We start from the raw sequence: 18,846 nt of genomic DNA, 5'->3' as shown, positions 1-18,846 counted from the left end.
TCCCAAACCGTCAATCATGGTGAAAGCACAAGCTTCACCCTTGTACCGAACACGGGCTACAGTATTTTCAGTATTTCAGGATGTGGAGGAAGTCTGCATAATGCAAGCTACAAAACGGACAAAATCACCCAGGATTGTACAATCAGTGCCGTATTCAAAGCATCTTCTTCCGGAAAGACCTCCTCCTCAGGGGGAGGGTGTTTCATGGGTGCCATTACCCAATAGATTCTGACAACACCAGGCTTACGCTTCAAAAGATCAGCCATGAAAGAGTAAAACCATGAAACATACTGGACAATTACTTCAAAAATGACCATGAACAGTATATTTTTGCAGGCGTATATATTCACCAACCCGGCTTATGCCTTCTGCATAGGAGATGCGGGGTTTATAGCCCAGCTCCTTTGCCGCACGGTCCATGGGAAAGCGGTTGTCCGATCCCACAAGGTTGAGGGCTTCATGGGTAATGGGTGGGCGGTGCCGGATGCCAAGGAGCCTCCACAGGGTTTCGAAGACTCCAGCACCTGTTTTGGCCACCAGCCACGGAAGGGAGCGGGGTTCAGGGGCCTGAAGCATAGCGGCAAGGTCGGAAAAATAGGTCTTCCAGCTGATGTCCAGAACATCACAGGCGTTATAGGCACGGCCAAGGGCGGCATCGCTGGAGGCCGCAAGGAGGATGAGATCGGCCACATTATCCACATAGGCAAGGCCAGCGTTCTGGCCTCCGCCTGAAATGAGACAGGGAAGACCTTTTTTAAGGACAGGGGCCACGTCATGGAGCCATGTGCCGGAAGCCGGGCCATAAACATTGGCAGGCCGGACAACGGAAAGCCGGAGTCCTTTTTTTTCATAATATTCCCATGCAAGTTTTTCCTGGGCCTGTTTGGTGCGGCTGTAGGGTCCAAAGGTTTTTCCAAAGGGCGTTTCTTCAGAACAGACCATCTTTGGAATGGCATCGCCATACACCACCACACTGGAAACAAGAAGCACCCTTGCCCCATACTGCAAAGCTTCCTCAAAAATATACCGGCTTCCCTCAACGGTGCATTCCCTGAAACGGGCCTCATCCCCCCAGTCGGAGACAAGGGCTGCAAGGTGCAGTACGGTTCCCGTATCCCTGACGGCTTTGCCAGCAACTGCGGCATCTGCAATGCTGCCACGGATAATCTCCACCTTTTCTCCCCATTCCTTTGGAATGGCTGTTTCCGGCTGTACAATGGCCTTTACACAGATACCTTCGCTAAGAAGTTTTGCCATTACCCTGCGACCTATAAAACCGGTGGCTCCCGTTACAAGTACCGGCTGTATCATGTTCTGCTGCCAACCCATTCCTTACGCCTCCTTATCTTTCTGCCCTAAGGCTTTCCCCCTCTTCCCTCAGCCGTATGGTCCTGCTTTCTTCAAGGATACCAAGGGCTTCCTTGACCCTGTTTTCCGCATAGCTGAGAGTTTCTTCCATTTTCCATGCCGCATAATTTTCATCCCCTGCACAGAGGGCAGCAAGGATTTCCTTATGATTTTGCAGAGCCTTTTTTGCGGCTCCCTCAAGTCCGTAGAAAAAAAGGCTGTAATACCTGTAGGCAGGCTTAAAGGAATTGAAAAGAAGCTGGGCGACCATGTTGCGGGTCATGGCCACTATTCCCGCATGAAAGGCAAAATCCGCATCCGCCAGTGCCTGAATATTTTCCGGACTGTTATCGGTCAGGGGATTTTCTTCCTGCAAAAGATGCTGCTCCGCATCCTGCAGCAGAGCCTTCAACTTATCAAGGCTATGGGAATCCGGATGCAGGGCAGCCTTGCGTACAATAAAAACCGCAGCTAGACGACGGAACTCCAGAAGGGAGACAAGGGTATCCGAATCCATACTGTCTTCGGTCTGCATCATGTGTATGAGCAGATCCAAAGAGGCCTCGCTTCTAAAGGGCCGGACATAGATGCCGCTCTGGGGCTGCTTTTCCACAAGCCCGAGCTGGGCCAGTCTTGCAATGGCATCCCGTATGGTGATGCGGCTGACCCCATGCATCTCTCCCAGCAGTCTTTCCGAAGGAAGCCTTGTATTTTCAGGATAAACTCCCGTGAGGATCTCCCTTTGCAAGGCTTTAAAAACCGTATCCGATCGTTTTGTGGCCATGGCTGTCCTTATATTCCTTAGTCTTTGTGCCTTGTAGCATATTTTCATTTTTTTGAAATGCCATCTTTATTCAGGCCTTCTCAGGGTAATGGGCATTTTCTTTTATTTTGGAAATACCAATTGTCTTTTTTTCTTGACATAAAGACCATAAAAACAAATATTGGTACTACCAAATAAACACCATCCCCGGAGGTCCCATGCCTGAACAAGCCCTGACATCAAACAGTCGAAACACCCTGTCCCCATCCCCTGCCCCAACGGAAAACGCCATCACAGCCATCCGCAAAACCCTTATGGAAACCAATTGCAGTATCTGTCTGGAAAGACCCCGGCTCATGCTGCGGGCAAAAGTTTCCATGCTTTTTCAAAAAAAACAGCATCCCCTTATACAGCGGGCGACAATGCTGGCAGAAGTTTTAGAAAAAAGAAAAGCGGTTATTTATCCCAAAGAAGCCATTGCCGGGAATATGAGTTCCAAAAGAATAGCCGCCAACTATTATCCCGAAGGAGGATCTTCCCATATTTTAGAGGATCTTTTCTGCCTTGAAAAACGAAGCGTTCCTTTAAAACTCTCTTCTTCAGAAAAGCTGAGACTCTTGGGTATTGCGGGTCTCACCGCCACCTGGAGCACGGGTTTAAAGGCCTTTGGCAGTATTTCCCGCATCAGGTTTCTATGGACAAAGGTTCTTGGGGCAAGAAGTTATATTCTCACGGAAATTGCAGGTGTTTCCCATCAGATTCCAGATTATGATCTGGTGATTCATAGGGGCCTTGGCTTTCTGGATGCTGAGGCAAAAACCATTTTAACACGGGGCCTTACACCGGAAGGAAAAGCCTTAGACAAGGATCAGCGGGCCTTTTATCAATCCATCCGCATTGTTCTTGGGGGTATCAGAAAGATGGCTGCCAATCTTGAAAGGGAAGCCCTGATCCTTGCAGAGACGGCCAGACCCGATGACAGAGAGCGCCTTTTCGGCCTCGCCCGGAGCCTTGGGCATGTGCCATGGCATCCGGCAAGAACTTTACAGGAAGGACTTCAGGCCTGCTGGCTGGTGCATGTGGCCATGAATCTTGAAGATTACGAACAGGGGCTGTCCTTTGGCAGGCTGGACCAGATCCTTTATCCCCTGTTTGAAAAAGACATGGCCGAAGGCCGTCTGGATACAGAAAGCGCCACCTGCCTCATTGCCTCCTTCCAGCTTAAGGCCTGTGAGACCATTCCGCTTTTTTCCCGCAGGATGGATGCCTTTTTCAGCGGTAACACCGTGGGGCAGGGCATCACCCTTGGCGGTACGGATGCCAAAGGCCGGGATGTGACCAACGCCCTCTCCGGCCTCTTCCTCGATGCTTTTTTGAAAATCCGCACCCGTGAACCCAATCTGCATGTGCGGATTCATGAAACAACACCGGCATGGTTCCTTGAAAAATGTGCGGCTCTCATTGCAGCAGGCTGCGGCAACCCGGCCTTTTTCGGGGACAAAGCCGTGATCCGTGCCTTGACCCGTGCCGGAATGCGGCTGGATCATGCAAGGGATTACGGGGTCATCGGCTGTGTGGAGCTGGGAAGCCCCGGCCGGACCTACCATTCTTCCGACGCCGGACTTTTCAATGTGCCTGCCTGTCTGGAGCTGGCCCTGAATCAGGGAAAGGCCTTTGGAAAGACCCTTTTTACCCCCTGGGCCGTTAAAAGCCCTGCACCGGAAACCATGACATCTTTTAAAGAGGTGGTCTCGGCCTTCAGCCTTCAGGTGGAGGCCATGGTGGCCGATGCCGTACAGGCCACCATGCTTCTTGAAGAAGCCAACCGGCGTTTCCGCACAGCGCCCCTCAATTCCATGCTCACCAAAGGGTGCATGGAAAGGGGGCGGGATGTGACTTCAGGAGGGGCAGCCTATGATTTCACCTCCTATCAGGCCGTGGGCCTTGCCGATGTGGCCGACTCCCTTCTTGTCATCGAAAAACTGGTCTTCAGGGAAAAAAAGCGGAGCCTTGGAGATCTTGTAAAGATTTTAAAATCGGATTTCAGGGGAGAAGAGGCCTTACGCAAAAGCCTTGTCACCCGATACCCCAAATACGGCAATGGCGATGCCCATGCGGATAAAATGTTCCAGCTTGTGGCGGATATTTTCACGAAAGCTGTCACCCGCCACAAAAACAGCCGTGGGGGAAAATATCTTGCGGGGATGTACTCCATGACCTGCCATACGGCCTTTGGAAAGTGGACGGGAGCTTCGGCTTCGGGCCGCAGGGCGGGCCATGGGCTGGCCAATGGATTTTCCCCTGCCACAGGTGCGGACAGAACGGGGCCGACGGCCCTTCTGCGTTCCGCAGCTTCTCTGGATACCTCAAACTGGGGAAACGGAGGGGCGCTGAATTTAAGGCTTGGCACCGCCTTTGTGAAGGGAAAAGCCGGAGAAAAACTTCTGGCAGGGCTGCTGCGTTCCTATCTGGTCACCCAGGGTGGCATGCAGGTGCAGCTCAATGTGCTGGATGCGGAAACCCTGAAACAGGCCCGCAGCCATCCGGATCGCTATCCCGGTCTTCTGGTGCGGATTGCCGGATACTGCGCCTATTTTCAGGATCTGGCTCCGGAAGTGCAGGATGAGCTGATAGAAAGGACAATCCATGGATAATCCTCTGATTTTTTCCATTCAGCACTGCTGTATCCATGATGGCCCCGGCATCCGTTCAACGGTTTTTTTTAAAGGCTGCCCCTTACGCTGTGTCTGGTGTCAGAATCCTGAATCCTGGAAAAAGGAAATGGAAATCGCCTTCAGGGCCCACCGCTGCCTTGATTGTGGTCAGTGTGCTGAGGTTTGTCCTCAAGGCTTGAGGCTACCGGAAAACCGTCCATCGGAGGCCTGTTCTTTCTGTCTTGCCTGTGTGCAGGTCTGCCCGGCTGAAGCCCTGACGGCCGTGGGGGAAATTTTCAGCGAGGCGGACCTTCTGGCAGGCCTGCGGCCGGAATATCCAAATTTTGAGGCTACCGGGGGGGAGTTACCTTTTCCGGGGGAGAGGCGGGAATGTTCCCCGCTTTCCTATCGGGTCTTGCTGCCAGCCTGAAAAAAGAGGGCGTTCACCTTGCCATGGAAACCTGCGGGATGTTTAACGCTAAAAATCCTGATACCAAAACCCTTCTTCATCATCTGGATCTTCTGCTCTTTGACGTAAAAATCTTTGATACGGATCTCCATAAACGCTGGTGTGGTAAAGGGAATGCCCCAATCAAGGCCAACCTGAGGGAGGCGGCAGAAGCCATGAACGTCGGAAAAGGCCCCCTTGTCCGGCCAAGACTTCCTCTGGTGCCGGGCATCACCAACGGCGAGGAAAACCTTAGCGGATGGGCCGCATTTTTATCCGGTCTGGGGATCAGGGAAATCACCCTCCTGCCTTATCATGACCACGGAAACAGCAAGCGGCTCTGGCTTTCGGAAATGCCGGAGTCGTTGCCCGTCATCCGTACGCCGGATGCAGAGGATCTTCTCCGGGCGGGCAGCATATTTAAAAAATATGGAATGGGGGTGCATGAAGCCTTGGAATAAAAGTCTTCTCTGATCCGAAACGATTGCAATGTCACTTGCAAATAGCCACGGGACCTTGCAACAGTACGAAGCTGCTGAATAATTACGCCGATTCTTCTTATTCGAACTCTGAGCGAGGTAGGCCAGATTGACGAATTATCGACAATAAGGTTCCAGTCCGAATCTCTTTATGATCAGGAACCGGAACCGTGATGGTGGTTCCCGGAAGCTGTTTTTGCATTACGATGTGGCTTCCACGATGGCGCACTTTTTCGAATCCGTAATTTTCTAGGATTCTACAGATTTCATTTCCCGAGAGAACCTTCAGCTTAACCAACAGCCACCTCTAATTGAGTTATATAGACCTCTTTGTGCAATCGTAAGCCGATTTCTTCCTCAGACGCAGTTTCAAAAAACAGTTCCAGAGCCTCTCGTAGATTATCCCTTGCTTCAGCAATAGAATCTCCTTGACTGGCCACATCTACTTCCGGGCACAAAGCGACGTAGCCGTCACCCTCCCTCTCTATAATCGCAGTCAGATGTCTGTTCATGGAAGCTACCTCTCTGGTTTTCCTTTATTCGGCCAATGGTAAAAATAACAGGCCTTACGGCAAAAAAACGACTAAAGATCGATTAAACGTCTCCTTTTTTGTAACCTGAAAAGGCCAAAAAAGCAAAATAATAGTCGAAAGAGCGCTGAATCTGAGATTTGGCACCGTATTTATAAAGGAAAAAGCCGGTGAATAACTATGTGCCCAAAAAATGCTGGGCAGAGGGGCATCAGGGACCAAAAATTCAATTGCTGGAATTGAAGTCTTTCAACCTTAAGCGTTTTTTTTAAGAAAAAATCTTAATGCTTTCCCTTTTCATGCCGATAAAAACATCAAACGCCCTCAGGAACAAGGGGGATTTCCCCTTGGTGGCGTTTATGAAAGGGGGATATCATGATGCTTGAAGCCTTCAAAAAATATAAAGCCATTCGCAACATGGATATCGGAGAAGAAGGATACGGACAGGTCGGTTCTGTTTTCAGGGATGAACATGACCGGCTCTGGCTGCATCTGAACGGAAAGGTATCCAAACGCTACGCCGGGGAACTCACTCCGCTGATACGAAGAACAGGAAATGAAGCCAATCCCTTTGATGTGGATACAAGCGATCTGTTTACACCCTTTGCAGCCAGATCCCGCAATCTGGAACGCCATGCGGATTTTTTATGCCTTGATGAAGCACCCCTTGTGCAGAAAGAAGAAAAACTCACCCGTACCCATGTGAGCCAGACCAGCCCGACGCCCTACGGGGAAATGCTTGCCCCCCTCTTTGACATCTTCATGGCTCCGGAGATTCTCAATGAAGTGCTGATCCGCACCAGCGTTCCCGAAGTGCTGCGTCAGGAAAAACCCTTAAGCAGCGGCGTGATTCTCTATGGTGAAGGCGGTACGGGTAAAACTGCCCTTCAGCGGGCCATTGCCGATGTTTACGAAAGGGCCGGAGCCCATGCAGCCGAGCTGAACGTGGCCGCCTTAAGCGAAAAATACATCGGCTCCCTTGCCCACAATCTGGACGCAGCCATTGCAGAGGTTATAGAAAAAACCGCCAAAAGCGGCAGGCCTGCCTTCATTTTTCTCGATGAGGCCACCTCCCTTGTCATGAGCAGCGAAAGCCACAACAGCTCCGGTGCCGATTACTATCAGGAAGCCGTGGATGTACTGAAAAAATACATTGCCAATTATCCGGATCTGGTTTTCAGCATCACCACCAATGCAGACCCGGAAAGCTTTGACGACACCCTTATCCGGGACGGCAGGCTGGCCCCCGTACGCATACCGGCTCCGGGCCGCAGTGAAAAAGCCGCCATGTGGCGTTTTTTCCTTAAAAAACATGAGGTTTTTGAAGAAATCAGCGAAGGAGAAGCCCTGCAGCTTGCCGATGGCATTCCCAATGAAAAAGGCGCCTTTATCAGCCGGTTCTGCAAAGATTATCTGGCAAGAAAAAAGCTTGCCATGGAAACGGCAAGGGCTGCTTCAGGATCTCTGCTGGAATCTCTGGCGGCAGGCCATTTCATCGGTCTGGACATGGTAAAGAAAACCCTGTCTCTGGATACCCTGATGCTGGATATTCAGAAAGCCCTGCAGCTCAGACCCGGCAAACCCGTAAAGGCCGCCATGGGTTTTCTGAAGAAATCCGCCACATGATCATTCTTTGCCCTTATAGCCCGTATCCGGAGGCAGGCTGCTGCCTCTGGCTGCGGACTGGGCAAGGGCATCACAGCGTTCATTTTCAAGATGCCCGCTGTGTCCCTTCACCCACTGAAACCGCACATCCATATGATCCAGAAGGTCGAGAAGCCGCTTCCATAAATCCGGATTCAATGCCTGTGATCCATCGGATTTTTTCCAGCCCCTTGCCCGCCAGCCCCTTGCCCACTTTTTTTCTATTCCCTGAACCAGATATCTGGAATCCGAGGTCAGCAATATGGGAACACCCGCATCCTTCACCGCTTCAAGGCCGATAATGGCTCCCAGAAGCTCCATGCGATTGTTGGTGGTCAGGGAAAAACCGCCACTGAATTCCTGCCTGCTGCCATCTTCCATGACCACAACACTGCCATAACCTCCGGGGCCGGGATTGCCAATGGCACCGCCGTCACTGAAAACATGGATGGGATAGGCCAGAGGATCAAGACCTGCGTCCTCATATGGGCGAACCTTTTTCTTACCAGCGGCAGAAGATCCCGGAGAAGATACAGAATCTTTTCCGGCCATGAAAGCTTCGGCATCCTCCAGTTTTTCAAAGCCTTTGTATCTGGCTCCGGGAAATCCCATGACCTGAACCTGAGCACCCTCCCCTCCGGTCCATACCTTGTAGATACCGGGCTTTTTGCCCCTGAGAACTGCATAATATTTTTTTGATGCCAAACCCGTCTTCCTTTCATTAATCCATCAAAAAACTTAAAAAAAAATTTGTTTTATTTTAAAATAAAATATGTTAATGTTTTTTTAATTCTCTTTAAATCTTCTTTCAGCCCACCTCCAAAAAGGCCCACCAACGAATCTCTTCTATAATTATTATGATGGCGGCCTTCAGGCCGCCGCCTGCCTCCTTCCGGCTTTTCTTGACACCCCGGCATTTTTTCCCTTATAGCATAGTCCGGATACAATATCCTTCCTGATAGTTTTCCCACAGCACAATTTTAAGGATAGCAATAATGACGATGCATGAATCACCCACCCAAGGCTCTGGCATACTGCATTCTCTGGGGGCCATTGTCCTGTACCGCATTCAGCTTGCCGGTCATTTCACCCTTTTCCTTGCTGCCGGATTCTACCATATCTTTTCATGGCCCATTCAGATACGGAAAATATTGCAGCAGGTTTATTTCATCGGTGCAAAATCCCTCCTTGTCATCTTTCTGACCGCCCTCTTCACCGGTATGGTTCTGGGCCTGCAGGGATACTACAGCCTTGTGAGTTTTGGTTCAGAGGCCTTCCTCGGCTCCGCCGTGGCCCTCACCCTGATCCGGGAACTGGGGCCCGTGCTCACGGCCATTATGGTGGCAGCCAGAGCGGGGTCCGCCATGACGGCAGAAATCGGCATCCTCCGGATTTCCGAACAGGTTGATGCCCTTAAAACCATGAACATCCATCCGGTCCGCTACCTTTTCAGCCCCAGACTGGCCGCAGCCATCATCAGCATCCCCCTCCTTGCTTCGGTTTTCAATGTTGTGGGTATCATTGGCGGTTACCTGACAGGCTCCAAACTCCTTGGCGTCAATCCGGGGGTCTATTTTTTAAGGGTGGAATCCAGTATTCTCCTCAGTGATGTCACAGGCGGTCTGCTGAAGTCCCTGGTCTTTTCCATTGTGGTGGCCACCGTATGCTGCTATCAGGGCTACTTCACCCACCGCAGAAAAAACAGCTTCGGTTCTAAAAGCGTGGGGCTTTCAACCACATCCGCCGTTGTCCAGAGCTCGGTACTGATTCTGATTACCGATTATATTCTCACCTCCATACTCCTGTGAGACATTCATGGAAACACCTCTGATACGACTTGTAAATGTGCATAAACGATTTGGAAACAAAACGGTACTCCGTGGCATATCCCTTGATATTATGGAAGGCAAAACCACGGCCATCATCGGAAAAAGCGGTGAAGGCAAAAGTGTTCTCCTTAAGCACATCATCGGTTTGATGCAGCCCAATGGGGGAGAAATTCTTTACAGAGAAAAGCCCATAAAAGAAATGAGCCGGGAAGAAACAAGGGTATTCAGAAACAAAATGAGTTACATGTTTCAGGGGTGTGCCCTGTTCGACTCCTTAAATATTTTTGAAAACATTGCCCTCCCCCTTAAAGAAGGCACACAACTGTCTCCTTCTGAAATCAAAAAAATGGTCGGAGAACGATTAAGACAACTTGACCTTGAAGGTACAGAAAACCAGTATCCTTCACAAATTTCAGGCGGCATGATGAAGCGGGTTGCCATGGCCCGTGCACTGGTGACAAACCCGGAACTGGTTCTTTTTGATGAACCCACCACAGGGCTGGACCCCATACGCAAAAATGCTGTGCACAGCATGATTGCCAGTTACCAGAAAGAGCTTGGATTCACAGCCCTTGTGGTCAGCCATGAAATCCCGGACATTTTTCACATTGCCCAGAACATCATTATGCTGGATGAAGGGCAGATTGTTTTTTCCGGCAGCTCAGAAGAAATTCAGACCTGTGAAACGCCGGTTGTCCGACAGTTTCTCCGCGGCGAAGCCGGAAGTATGTTCATTGATTAGAATATCCCAACAAAAAGTTTTTTACATCCATGGAGACAGGCGATGAAGAAATTTACCCTTGAAACAACCGTTGGAATTTTTGTCATAATCGGGATTCTCTGCACGGCCTATCTCACGGTACGGCTGGGCAAGATGGAGCTGATCGGAAGCAATTTCTACACCATTCAGGCCCGTTTTTCCTCCGTTGCAGGACTTACAAACAATGCCAGAATAGAAATTGCCGGGGTACAGGTGGGCAGTGTCAGCCGGATTTCCCTGGACCCGGAACGGCTGGTGGCCATCCTTGACCTGAAAATTCATAAGAACATTCCCGTATCTGAAGATACCATCGCCTCCATCAAAACATCAGGACTCATAGGGGAAAAATATATTCAGCTTTCCCCGGGAGGATCGGACATTCTGCTTAAAGAAGGCGATATGCTTTTTGAAACGGAATCACCCTTAGACATAGAAGATATGATTTCCAGATATGTTTTCGGTGGAATAAAATAGCAGAAGCATACCCATATGAAAAAAGGAGCGGCCATGCAGAACCTTCTTAAAATTTTTGGTGTGTTGATATGCCTTATCATTTTTCCCCTTGCAGCCAGCGCAGACATGGGACCCCTTGAAACCATAAAGGTGCGGATCAATGATGCCATCGCCCTCCTGAAAGATCCTGCCTACAAAGATGCTGACCCTGCGCTTGCTGAAAAACAGCATCAGGAGCTTTTTGAACATGTAAAGGGTATTTTTGATTTTAGAACCGTATCCATGCTGGCCACGGGCAGGAACTGGCGGCGTTTTTCAACGGAACAGCAGAATGAGTTTGCCGATCTTTTTGCAAAACTTCTGGCCAATACCTACATCGAAAAGGTGCAGGATAACTTCAGGAACGAAGAAGTGGTATTCGATGATGAAACCATCATCAGTGAAGGCAGGGCAGAGGTCAGCACGCGGGTTCTTCTGAGCAACATGGAAGTACCGGTGATCTACAGGCTCAGAAACATCCGCAACCAGTGGCGCATCTATGACGTACAAATTGAAGGCATCAGCCTTGTTCAGAATTACCGCAGCCAGTTTGAAGATTTTCTTTTCCGCAGGGAACCGGCCGAACTGATTGATGTCATGAAGCAAAGAATCGACAGGCTGGAAAAAGACCGCATTCAGAGGCGAAAAGAAGGACGTCCTGCAGATACCGATGCCGAAGATATGCTTCGCATTCTCTAAGATAACAACCCAACCATCTGTGAATATAAGGAATACAACCATGGGTGTCCGTTTTGTCTGTGTTCTTCTGCTTATAACGGGTCTGATGCTACAAACACTGCATGCTGAAGAATACTGGGACGATGAGGATGATGCTTTTTTTGCGGAAATCGAAGCAGAATATGCCGCAGCTCCTTCCCATTACGTTGCAGATCCCTTTGAGCCCTTTAACCGGGGTATGTTTGTTGTCAATGACAGGCTGTATTTCTGGGTTCTGAAACCCGCTGCCACAGGATGGCAGAAGGTGACACCCTCTCCGGTCCGTACGGGTATCAGGAATTTTTTCAGAAATATCGGAGCTCCGGTACGGGTGACAAACCAGCTTCTTCAGGGTAAGGGAAAGGCTGCTGCTGCGGAAACGGGCAAATTTTTTGTCAACTCCATCTGGGGAATCTTCGGTCTGATTGACGCCTCCCAGCAGCTTCCCTCCCTTCAGGTACCGCCGGAAGACCTTGGCCAAACCCTTGGAAAATGGGGCATTGGTAACGGGTTCTATCTGGTCCTCCCCTTCTTCGGTCCCACCACCCTGCGGGATGGCGTGGGGCAGGTTGGCGACTTTTTTCTGCATCCCACCACCTACGCCAGCGGAGATGCCAGGGGATGGACCGCTGTCAAGGCTACGGACACAATAAATGCCACTTCCTTCCGCCTTGGTGATTACGAAGCCATCAAGGATGCTTCCCTTGACCCTTATATTGCTGTTCGCAATGGCTATATTCAGATGCGCATGCAGGCCATCAGGCAATAAACACAATCAGAAAAATTCGTTCTGTCTCCTTGCAGAGGCACCCCTAAGGGGTGCCTCTGCAAGGCAGTGCCGTAACACCATTCTGCGCCCTACCCTTTGCCGCATCCGGATCTCTGGTCCAGCCACAGGACTGGCAGCAGCCAGACCTGTAAACAATGACGACATCCGATCCTGATCAGAATTTTCCTGAGCCTGTTTTACCGAAACTTTACAAACAGCGTTTCAAAGTGTAAACTCCAGAAATGTGCCTGAATCTGGTACAAAATTCCCAACTCCACCAGGGCTCAGACAGGGACAGCACAGGCTTGTGCTGCGTCCTTTATTTCCTGCCATATACCTCCGGCAAGCATCCCGTCGGGAAACAATGCGTCCCCCACTTTCCAAAGGAGAATCTCCATGCTCCAAAATTTCAGCATCCGTCAGCGCATGACCTTTATCCTCCTACTGGTGGCCTGCATGTTTGCAGGCATGTTCTGGTCCACCTTCCGCACAGCCTATACGGCCCGTGATATGGGTATCCGTGAAACAGGCAGTGTCATGTTCAGGGATCAGAAAGAAAAAATCTATGTCGCCACCCACTCCATGGCCCTTTCCCTCGGTGTCATTGCCAGTGAAACCCAGAACCCCGATGAACGCATCCGCCTTTTCCGCAGCATGATTCAAGACATCCGCTTTGAAGAAGATAAATCCGGGTATTACTTCATTTATGATCAAACAACCAATGTGGCACTGCCTACCCGGCCCGATCTTGTGGGCAAAAATCTTGGCGATGCAAAGGATGCAGACGGCGTTTTTTATGTCCGGGAGCTTCGGGATGCGGCAGCAAAGGGCGGGGGCTTTGTCGAATATATTTTTGACAAACCCGGTTTCGGTAACCAGCCCAAACTGGCCTATGCCGAACCCATTCCCGGTACTTCCATGTGGATAGGAACCGGAGTCTACATTGACAACATTGCTGCGGAACAGGCCCGCATATCCGGCAGTATCAGCCAGCAGGTGCGGGCATATCTTTTATGGATTGCAGGCATTGCAGGCTTTTTTGCCATCCTTTTTTTTATTATTGCCATCATGACCACCCGGGATGTGGTTGTCTCCCTGAAACGCACCACAAGGCTCATTGAAAATCTGGCTTCCGGTGAAGGGGATCTGACCCGCCGCATGCCCGAAGAACGCAAAGATGAAACCGGTGAAATGGCCCTGTGGATCAACCGTTTCATAGAACAGATCCATGCCATTATTTCCCGTATCCGGGAAAATGCCAAAGGCCTGCATACCTCATCGGGGGCCATGCGCAACGAGTCTGAAATGATGGCTGAGGGAGTCCGTGCCGCTGCCAAAGGCACCGAGGCCCTCAGCGATGCGGCATCCACCATGAAAAACAACATGTCGGGTATTGCCTCTGCCATGGAAGAAACCTCAACCAACACCTCCATGGTGGCCGCAGCCACAGAAGAAATGACTTCCACCATCGATGAAATTGCCAAAAACGCAGAAAAGGCCCGACAGACCACAGGCGATGCGGTACAGAGGGTAGAAGAAACTTCCCGCAAGGCAAAGGAGCTGGGGGACATCTCCCAGGAGGTAGGACAGGTTACCCAGACCATTGCGGAAATATCCGCCCAGACCAACCTTCTGGCCCTCAACGCCACCATAGAGGCTGCCCGGGCCGGAGAGGCAGGCAAAGGCTTTGCCGTTGTGGCCTCGGAAATCAAGGATCTGGCCACACAGACCGCCAAAGCCACAGAAAACATCCGCAACATCATCAGCCACGCCCAGAGTCTTTCCCTTGAAGTGGGAGAAGATGTGGGCCATGTCACCGCAGCCATCTCAGCCATTGATGACATTGTCAATGCCATTGCAACAGCTGTGGAAGAACAGTCCACGGCCACACGGGAAATTGCAGGGAATGTACTGCAGGCCTCCCAAGGAATTCAGGACGTCAATGAAAACATAAGCTCCCTGAACAGTCTCGTGCGGGATATTTATAAAGACATTGACGATGTCCGCAGTGCCACCACAGCCATCACCGCCACAGGGGATGCCGTGAACAGGCAGGCCGGGGAAGTGGCAGGTATGGCAGAAACCCTTGAAAAACTGGTGGGACGCTTTAAACTGAGCTGAAATCATAAGTATAAGGCAGGGTTCGCTGTTGCCATATTTCTTAAAAAGATATTTCAACCCTGCCTTGCAGGACTCAAAAAAACAGCGGATCTGCCTTTTGGGGTAGAGGAATCCTTGCGGGAAACAATCCATTTGCCAAAACTGCCTGAAGGAAAAACATGAAAGACATCCTGAAACTCACAGGAAGACTGCTGACCCTTCTGGCCTTTCTGTTTCCTCTGGCTGTACAGGCGCAGGTTGCACTTCTGCCTGAAGAGCAGGCCTACCTTGACAGCCTTGGTGAGATAACCATGTGCATTGATAATGACTGGGAACCCTATGAGATGCTGGATGGGGATGGCAACTTCATCGGGATTGCCGCAGACCTCATAGAGATTGTCTCAGAAAGACTTAATATTCCCTTTGTCATCATACCCACCGAAGACTGGGCAGAGACCCTTGAGGTTTCCAGGCAGGGTGGCTGTATGCTCATCCCCTTCCTGAACCAGACTCCCGCAAGGGAGGAATGGCTTACCTTCACCGAACCCCTGTTTTCAAACCCAAATGTTTTCATCACCCGCAATGAGCACGACTACATTTCTGATCCTTCCGAACTGGTGGACAGAACCGTTGTGCTGCCCCACGGCACCTCCATGGAGCAGTTCCTTCGTGATGATTATCCCAATCTGAACATCATCACAGTGGAAACAGAAAACGAATGCTACCGGATGGTCTCCGAAGGAAAAGCGGACATGACCCTGCGTTCCCTGACCATGGCCGCCTATACCATCCGCAAAGACGGATGGTTCAACCTGAAAATTGCAGGGCAGCCTCCCCAGGATCACTACATGAACCGGCTTCGCATGGGTGTACTTAAAGAGATGCCTGAGCTGCGGGATATTCTGAGCAAGGCCATTGTCACCATCACCCCCCGGGAAAGGGATCGCATCGTCAATGAACATGTGAACATTGTGGTGGAAACACCCGTTAACTATGGGCATCTGTTCAGGGTTATGGCGGTTTTTTCCCTTCTGTTCATCCTCAGCCTAGTATGGGCCTGGCAGATCAAAATCCGCAACAGAAAGCTGCTGGAGCTGAGCGAACTTCTGAAAGAAGATATTGCCGCCCGTGAAAGGGCTGAGGCAGAACTGCTGAAACAAAGTGAAGAGCTGCGCCAGAGCGAACGCACCCATCGCATCATTTTTGAAAACTCCCCTCTGGGGATGTTTTATCTCGACACCTCAGGAAGCATCATAAAATGCAATGACCAGTTCATTGATATCATGGGCTCCAGCCGTGAAAAACTCATTGGCCTGGACACCACAAAAGGCCTGCCCGCACCCATTCTGGAAGCAACACAAAAGGTCCTTAACGGTGAACAGGTCATCTATGAAGACCATTACACCTCCAAAACCGGCAACAAAAGATCCTATCTTCGGCTCATCTACAATCCTGTGAATCCGGGCACATCTCCCACGGAGGCCATTGCCACCGTTGAAGATATTACAGAACGCAGACAGCTTGAGGAAGAAATCCGTTTCAAGAATGAACTTCAGAAGCTGGTTGCTGAAATTTCAGCGGAGTTCATTAACACCACAGCATCCAATATAAATAATAAAATAAACACCATGCTCCAGAGGTACGGAGAATTTCTGGATGTGGACAGAACCTTTGTCTTTAAATTTTCCGAAGACGGAGAGTATATGTCCAATACCCACGAGTGGTGCGCTCCCGGCATTGAATCTGCCAATGCAGCTATGCAGAATTTCCCCTTGGCAGAACTACCTGTCAATTATGAAATTTTCCATCAACGGAAAATATTTTATGTACAAGAAGTTGAGCAATTACCAGACGGGCCGGAAAAAAGACTGTTATCGTCCCAAAATGTCAAGTCCGTACTTTGCATTCCCATTTTTAGCAACAACCAGATTTTGGGCCTTTTCGGCTTTGATACCGTAAAAAGAAGGTGCGTGCTGGATCAGGAACAAACCAAAATGCTTGAGGTCATGGGCAATATTCTGGGGGACGCCCTCCTCAAAAACCGTTTTGAAGAAGAACTCACGCAGGCCAAGGAAAAGGCCGAAACTGCCACCAGAACCAAGAGTGAGTTTTTAGCCAACATGAGCCATGAAATCCGGACCCCCATGAACGGTGTCATCGGCATGGCAGGCCTGCTCATGGATACACCACTGGACGAAATCCAGCACAGGTATGTCAGGACCATACAGTCCAGCGGCAAAGCCCTCCTTGATCTCATCAATGACATTCTTGATTTTTCCAAAATCGAAGCTGGCAAACTGACACTGGAAACCATAGAATTTGATCTTCAGAATCTGATGGATGATTTTATGGACAGCATGGCCCTCAAAGCCAGCGAGAAAAAACTGGAATTCATATCTTTTATCGAGCCGGATGTACCCAGACATCTCCTTGGTGATCCCGGCAGGCTGCGCCAGATACTGGTCAACCTCACGGGCAATGCACTGAAATTTACGGAAAAGGGAGAGGTACTGGTTCATGTGATGCTTGAAAAAGCAGAAAATAATGAGGCCAGACTCTGCTTTCGTATCAAAGATACGGGGATGGGGATTCCCGAAGGCAAAAAAGGACTTCTCTTTGCTGCCTTCAATCAGGCGGATGCATCCATCAGCAGGAGATTCGGTGGCACAGGGCTTGGACTTGCCATATGCAATCAGCTTGCTGGCATGATGCAGGGTGAAACAGGTGTGGAAAGCAGAGAGGGCAAAGGCTCAACCTTCTGGTTCACAGCCCGCTTCGGCCTGCTGCCGGATAAAGAAGAAAAGAGATCCGACATCCCTGAAAGCCTTCGGGGGCTTCCCCTTCTTGTGGTGGATGACAATGCCAGCAGCCGGAAATACTTATCCAAAAAACTGATTGCCATGGGCTTTCATGTGGAAACGGCGGAAAACGGCAGCAAAGCCCTGGCCCTGCTTGACGCTTTCCATACCAGAAACACGCCCTTTACCCTTGCCTTTATTGATAAAAAAATGCCTGAAACAGATGGCATGGTGCTTGGAAGAAAAATAAAGGAAGATCCCCGCTTTCAGAATCTTTTCCTTGTTCTGCTTATCCCCCTTGAGCACATCAGTGCTACGCTGGACAGGGAATCCGGTTTCACTGCCTTTATCAATAAGCCCCTGCGTCACATGGATCTTTTGCATGTCCTCAGATCCCTGCTGAGCGATGAAAAACCCCATCCCTTCCAGCCAGTATCGGGAAGGCCAGAATGCAGTGACGCTCTTCCCTGCTATTCCGGCCGTATTCTCCTTGCAGAGGACAATCGCACCAATCAGGAAGTGGCTCTGGGACTTCTGCAGAAATTCGGCCTTGGTGCAGACATTGCAGACACTGGTCGTAAAGCCCTCCATGCCTTTGAAAACAATAGCTATGACCTTATTTTCATGGATATCATGATGCCGGATATGGATGGTTTTAAAGCCACGGAAAACATCAGAAACCTTGAGGCAGAACGTCTTCCTTTAAAAAAGGTTCCCATCATCGCCATGACCGCGGCTGCCATGCAGCAGGACAGGGAACGCTGTATCCATGCAGGCATGGATGATTTTATCTCAAAGCCAGTGGAGCTGATGGATCTGGCGCGTCTGCTGCAAAAATGGCTGCCTTTAAACAGACAAACAGCCAGCATCACGGCAAATGACTCTCAGGAACTGGCCTCCGTTGCTTCGGTGGCTGAGGATCCTTTGGTTTTTGATTATGGTGCATTCCTGAAACGCTTCATGAACGATAAAACAATCGTTGATAAGGTTTTGTGCATCTGCATGGAAAGTCTGCCCCAGCGCATGGCGGATCTTAAGGCGGCACTCCAGACCAATGACCTTCCCAATGTGCACCTGCTGACCCATACCCTCAAAGGGAAAACCGCCAACATACATGCAGCCTCCTTTTCCAGTCTGGCGGGTCAGATGGAAGAAAACGCTGTATCCGGTAATCTGGATGCGGTAAAAGACCAGATGCCAGACCTTGAGCATGCCTTTGAGAAACTTAAAAAGGCTGTGGCCCTGAGTGCAGGCCATGTATCCTGTTCCGGAGAATCCTGATCCTTGTAACTGTTCAGCCCAGTTTTCCAAGTACCATAGCTGCAAGACAGATGCACAGGCCCCAGTCTATTTGCCCGTGACGCAATCCGGCACTCAAGCTGAAAAGCTCAAGCCCTTTACGGGAGCAAAAGTGATTCAAGGATCTTGAGTGCCGGATTCGGGAGCTCCTTGTCCTGTGCGGAAGCGGCAAAAACTCCCCGCCACAGGCAGGATAAGCTTTTTGATTACCATAGCA

At 50.2% G+C, this 18,846-nt stretch carries 18 protein-coding genes; 12 read left to right on the top strand and 6 right to left on the bottom strand.

Going from position 1 to position 18,846, the window contains the following annotated elements:
* Window positions 1–225: hypothetical protein (locus tag LZ24_RS17670; protein WP_222427649.1), on the top strand; the 225-nt coding region annotated here is incomplete at its 5' end.
* A gap of 78 nt (window positions 226–303) precedes the next feature.
* On the opposite strand, the gene LZ24_RS13995 is transcribed toward LZ24_RS17670, so the two are convergent.
* A complete protein-coding gene (locus LZ24_RS13995; protein ID WP_144686195.1) occupies window positions 304–1,329 on the bottom strand; it encodes an NAD-dependent epimerase/dehydratase family protein in 1,026 nt (341 codons plus the stop codon).
* A gap of 13 nt (window positions 1,330–1,342) precedes the next feature.
* On the bottom strand, window positions 1,343–2,131 hold the full coding sequence (locus LZ24_RS13990) for a FadR/GntR family transcriptional regulator (protein WP_186443162.1): 789 nt from the start codon (window positions 2,129–2,131) through the stop codon (window positions 1,343–1,345).
* 197 nt (window positions 2,132–2,328) lie between these two features.
* Between LZ24_RS13990 and LZ24_RS13985 the strand changes: the two genes are divergently transcribed.
* The 3 genes from LZ24_RS13985 to LZ24_RS13975 are packed head-to-tail and all read left to right on the top strand — an operon-like array spanning window position 2,329 to window position 5,673.
* A complete protein-coding gene (locus LZ24_RS13985; protein ID WP_144686191.1) occupies window positions 2,329–4,764 on the top strand; it encodes a pyruvate formate lyase family protein in 2,436 nt (811 codons plus the stop codon).
* Complete coding sequence (locus tag LZ24_RS13980; RefSeq protein ID WP_144686189.1) at window positions 4,757–5,194, top strand: 4Fe-4S binding protein; 438 nt, start codon at window positions 4,757–4,759, stop codon at window positions 5,192–5,194. The genes LZ24_RS13985 and LZ24_RS13980 overlap by 8 nt, the downstream gene beginning before the upstream one ends.
* Entirely contained in the window at window positions 5,155–5,673 is a 519-nt protein-coding gene (locus LZ24_RS13975) for a hypothetical protein (protein ID WP_144686187.1), read from the top strand. The genes LZ24_RS13980 and LZ24_RS13975 overlap by 40 nt, the downstream gene beginning before the upstream one ends.
* Window positions 5,674–5,770: 97 nt before the next feature.
* Here LZ24_RS13975 and LZ24_RS13970 read toward each other — a convergent pair whose 3' ends face one another.
* Entirely contained in the window at window positions 5,771–5,989 is a 219-nt protein-coding gene (locus LZ24_RS13970) for a type II toxin-antitoxin system HicA family toxin (RefSeq protein ID WP_144686185.1), read from the bottom strand.
* Window positions 5,982–6,203, bottom strand: a complete 222-nt coding sequence (locus LZ24_RS13965) for a type II toxin-antitoxin system HicB family antitoxin (protein WP_144686183.1) — start codon at window positions 6,201–6,203, stop codon at window positions 5,982–5,984. The genes LZ24_RS13970 and LZ24_RS13965 overlap by 8 nt, the downstream gene beginning before the upstream one ends.
* A 393-nt stretch (window positions 6,204–6,596) precedes the next feature.
* Here LZ24_RS13965 and LZ24_RS13960 point away from each other — a divergent pair, with 393 nt between their 5' ends.
* Complete coding sequence (locus LZ24_RS13960; RefSeq protein WP_144686181.1) at window positions 6,597–7,847, top strand: AAA family ATPase; 1,251 nt, start codon at window positions 6,597–6,599, stop codon at window positions 7,845–7,847.
* On the opposite strand, the gene LZ24_RS13955 is transcribed toward LZ24_RS13960, so the two are convergent.
* Together LZ24_RS13955 and LZ24_RS13950 are read right to left on the bottom strand one after the other, a co-directional pair.
* Window positions 7,848–8,570 (bottom strand): ribonuclease H family protein, encoded by a 723-nt coding sequence (locus tag LZ24_RS13955; protein ID WP_144686179.1) that lies wholly within the window; start codon window positions 8,568–8,570, stop codon window positions 7,848–7,850.
* 50 nt (window positions 8,571–8,620) lie between these two features.
* Complete coding sequence (locus tag LZ24_RS13950) at window positions 8,621–8,812, bottom strand: hypothetical protein (protein ID WP_144686177.1); 192 nt, start codon at window positions 8,810–8,812, stop codon at window positions 8,621–8,623.
* A gap of 48 nt (window positions 8,813–8,860) precedes the next feature.
* On the opposite strand from LZ24_RS13950, the gene LZ24_RS13945 reads away from it, so the two are divergent.
* The 7 genes from LZ24_RS13945 (at window position 8,861) to LZ24_RS13915 (ending at window position 18,611) form a co-directional block, all read left to right on the top strand.
* Entirely contained in the window at window positions 8,861–9,673 is an 813-nt protein-coding gene (locus tag LZ24_RS13945; RefSeq protein ID WP_246118603.1) for an MlaE family ABC transporter permease, read from the top strand.
* Between the two features lie 7 nt (window positions 9,674–9,680).
* Window positions 9,681–10,436, top strand: a complete 756-nt coding sequence (locus LZ24_RS13940) for an ABC transporter ATP-binding protein (protein ID WP_144686175.1) — start codon at window positions 9,681–9,683, stop codon at window positions 10,434–10,436.
* A 42-nt stretch (window positions 10,437–10,478) separates the two neighbouring features.
* A complete protein-coding gene (gene mlaD / locus LZ24_RS13935; protein WP_144686173.1) occupies window positions 10,479–10,928 on the top strand; it encodes an outer membrane lipid asymmetry maintenance protein MlaD in 450 nt (149 codons plus the stop codon).
* Between the two features lie 33 nt (window positions 10,929–10,961).
* Window positions 10,962–11,645 (top strand): MlaC/ttg2D family ABC transporter substrate-binding protein, encoded by a 684-nt coding sequence (locus tag LZ24_RS13930; protein WP_186443161.1) that lies wholly within the window; start codon window positions 10,962–10,964, stop codon window positions 11,643–11,645.
* A gap of 40 nt (window positions 11,646–11,685) precedes the next feature.
* The gene (locus LZ24_RS13925) at window positions 11,686–12,432 is read left to right on the top strand and encodes an MlaA family lipoprotein (RefSeq protein WP_186443160.1); all 747 of its coding nucleotides are present in this window, start codon (window positions 11,686–11,688) and stop codon (window positions 12,430–12,432) included.
* Window positions 12,433–12,828: 396 nt separating this feature from the next.
* Window positions 12,829–14,553 carry a methyl-accepting chemotaxis protein gene (locus LZ24_RS13920; protein WP_144686167.1) on the top strand — a complete coding sequence of 575 codons (1,725 nt, stop codon included), beginning with the start codon at window positions 12,829–12,831 and terminating at the stop codon, window positions 14,551–14,553.
* 158 nt (window positions 14,554–14,711) lie between these two features.
* Window positions 14,712–18,611, top strand: coding sequence for a response regulator (locus LZ24_RS13915; protein ID WP_144686165.1), 3,900 nt, complete (start codon window positions 14,712–14,714; stop codon window positions 18,609–18,611).
* Window positions 18,612–18,846 lie beyond the last annotated feature (235 nt).

Source organism: Desulfobotulus alkaliphilus, assembly GCF_007830435.1.
Lineage (GTDB): Bacteria > Desulfobacterota > Desulfobacteria > Desulfobacterales > ASO4-4 > Desulfobotulus > Desulfobotulus alkaliphilus.
The sequence above is the reverse complement of the archived record's forward strand: the minus strand, read 5'-3'. Positions and strand labels throughout refer to the sequence as shown.

Bases quoted from the DNA above. Each gene is read 5' to 3' on its own strand.
- LZ24_RS13980 (WP_144686189.1), top strand. From the start codon at position 4,757: ATGGATAATCCTCTGATTTTTTCCATTCAGCACTGCTGTATCCATGAT.
- LZ24_RS13990 (WP_186443162.1), bottom strand. From the start codon at position 2,131: ATGGCCACAAAACGATCGGATACGGTTTTTAAAGCCTTGCAAAGGGAG.
- mlaD (WP_144686173.1), top strand. From the start codon at position 10,479: ATGAAGAAATTTACCCTTGAAACAACCGTTGGAATTTTTGTCATAATC.
- LZ24_RS13940 (WP_144686175.1), top strand. From the start codon at position 9,681: ATGGAAACACCTCTGATACGACTTGTAAATGTGCATAAACGATTTGGA.
- LZ24_RS13930 (WP_186443161.1), top strand. From the start codon at position 10,962: ATGCAGAACCTTCTTAAAATTTTTGGTGTGTTGATATGCCTTATCATT.
- LZ24_RS13960 (WP_144686181.1), top strand. From the start codon at position 6,597: ATGATGCTTGAAGCCTTCAAAAAATATAAAGCCATTCGCAACATGGAT.
- LZ24_RS13920 (WP_144686167.1), top strand. From the start codon at position 12,829: ATGCTCCAAAATTTCAGCATCCGTCAGCGCATGACCTTTATCCTCCTA.
- LZ24_RS13925 (WP_186443160.1), top strand. From the start codon at position 11,686: ATGGGTGTCCGTTTTGTCTGTGTTCTTCTGCTTATAACGGGTCTGATG.
- LZ24_RS13975 (WP_144686187.1), top strand. From the start codon at position 5,155: ATGTTCCCCGCTTTCCTATCGGGTCTTGCTGCCAGCCTGAAAAAAGAG.
- LZ24_RS13915 (WP_144686165.1), top strand. From the start codon at position 14,712: ATGAAAGACATCCTGAAACTCACAGGAAGACTGCTGACCCTTCTGGCC.
- LZ24_RS13965 (WP_144686183.1), bottom strand. From the start codon at position 6,203: ATGAACAGACATCTGACTGCGATTATAGAGAGGGAGGGTGACGGCTAC.
- LZ24_RS13985 (WP_144686191.1), top strand. From the start codon at position 2,329: ATGCCTGAACAAGCCCTGACATCAAACAGTCGAAACACCCTGTCCCCA.
- LZ24_RS13945 (WP_246118603.1), top strand. From the start codon at position 8,861: ATGACGATGCATGAATCACCCACCCAAGGCTCTGGCATACTGCATTCT.
- LZ24_RS13995 (WP_144686195.1), bottom strand. From the start codon at position 1,329: ATGGGTTGGCAGCAGAACATGATACAGCCGGTACTTGTAACGGGAGCC.